Consider the following 1,524-nt stretch of genomic DNA (forward strand, 5'->3'; position numbering starts at 1 on the left):
GGGACCTCGGGGCCGAGCAGCAGCAGGGCCTCGCACCGGTCGGCGAGCAGCGCCTCCACGGCCTGCCGCTCACCGCGCGTGGGCGCCACCGCGCTGAGGGCCACCTGATAGCCGGCGGGCTCGGCGGCGGCGTAGATGCCCTCGACCAGGTCGGTGTGGAAGGGATGGCGCAGCCCGAACTGCACGCCGAGCAGGCGTGAGCGGTTGCTGCGCAGCACCCTGGCCCGGGTGTCGGGCCGGTAGCCGAGTTCCTCGGCGGCCTTGAGGACCCGCTCGCGGGAGGCGGCGCTCGCGCCGTAGGCCCCGCGCATCACGATCGAGACCAGCGCGACGGACACTCCCGCCCGGGCCGCGACATGGGCCAGGGTGGGCCGCTTGCCGTCGGGGACCGCGGGGGTGGCCTGCACGGATTTCCTTACGGTGGAGGTGGAGAGGTCGTCGCCTGGCGAGATCCTAGCTGCTCGGCGGGGTTCTGCAACGTTCTAGAAGCATCCTCCGCGAGGCCTTGACACAGACATCTGGTAATGGCGTACTACTGCCATCTAGAACGTTCTAGAAGGGCGAGCGATCATGTACACGTTGGCGGTCTGTGCCGAGATGGTCTTCCGGGACCTGCCGATCCACGAGCGGGTGCGACGCATCCACGAGGCCGGTTTCCAGGTCGAGATCTGGGACTGGACCCGGCACGACCTGGACGCGCTCACGCGGACCCCGGCCGAGTTCTCGTCGATGACGGGCTACATCCGGGGCAGCCTCACCGACGAGGCGGGCGCCGCCGAACTCCTGCGCACCGCCGAGGAGTCGGTCAAGGCGGCCGATCAACTCGGCTGCCCCCGGCTGAACCTGCACGGCACCGGGCTGAACTCCGAGGGCCTGCCGGTGGATCCGGTGCGCGGCGAGCCCACGGGCCCGATGTGGATCGCGGCCCACCGCACCCTGACCCGCCTCGCCGAGCTGGGCGAGAGCGCCGGGGTCACCTTCACGCTGGAGAACCTCAACTCCGCGGTCGACCACCCGGGCGTCCCGTTCGCGACGGCCGCCGACACCCTGGCCCTGGTCAAGGCGGTGGACCGCCCCGGCCTGCGCATGAACCTGGACCTGTACCACGCCCAGATCGGCGAGGGGAACCTCATCGAACTCGTCCGCAAGGCACACCGGTTGGACCTGATCGGCGAGATCCAGGTGGCGGACGTACCCGGCCGCCAGGAGCCCGGCACCGGCGAGATCAACTACCCGGCGATCGCCCGCGCCCTCGCCGACATCGGCTACGACGGCACGGTCGCGATGGAGGCCTGGGCCTCGGACGGCGACAGCGAACGCGCCCTGGACCGCTTCCGCACCGCGTTCACGGTCTGACCCGCCCCGGAATCACACGGCACCGAGGAGATCCCCCATGACCACCCAACTGCCCCTCGCCATCGGCCTCGTGGGCGCGGGCCGCATGGGCTCCTTCCATGCAGAGACCCTCGCCCGCCGACTGCCCGGCGTCCGCCTCGCCGCCGTCGCCGACCCGGCCCCCGGCGC

The 1,524-nt window shown here is 71.7% G+C and carries 2 protein-coding genes; one reads left to right on the forward strand and one right to left on the reverse strand.

All coding sequences use genetic code 11. The features are described 5' to 3' along the window. On the reverse strand, positions 1-407 hold a 407-nt coding region (locus tag R6V09_RS52885), incomplete at its 3' end, for a LacI family DNA-binding transcriptional regulator (protein WP_317888519.1). Between the two features lie 163 nt (positions 408-570). Between R6V09_RS52885 and R6V09_RS52890 the strand changes: the two genes are divergently transcribed. Further along, the gene (locus tag R6V09_RS52890) at positions 571-1,356 is read left to right on the forward strand and encodes a TIM barrel protein (protein ID WP_317888520.1); all 786 of its coding nucleotides are present in this window, start codon (positions 571-573) and stop codon (positions 1,354-1,356) included. Positions 1,357-1,524 lie beyond the last annotated feature (168 nt).

Source organism: Streptomyces sp. W16 (genome assembly GCF_033194735.1).
GTDB lineage: Bacteria > Actinomycetota > Actinomycetes > Streptomycetales > Streptomycetaceae > Streptomyces.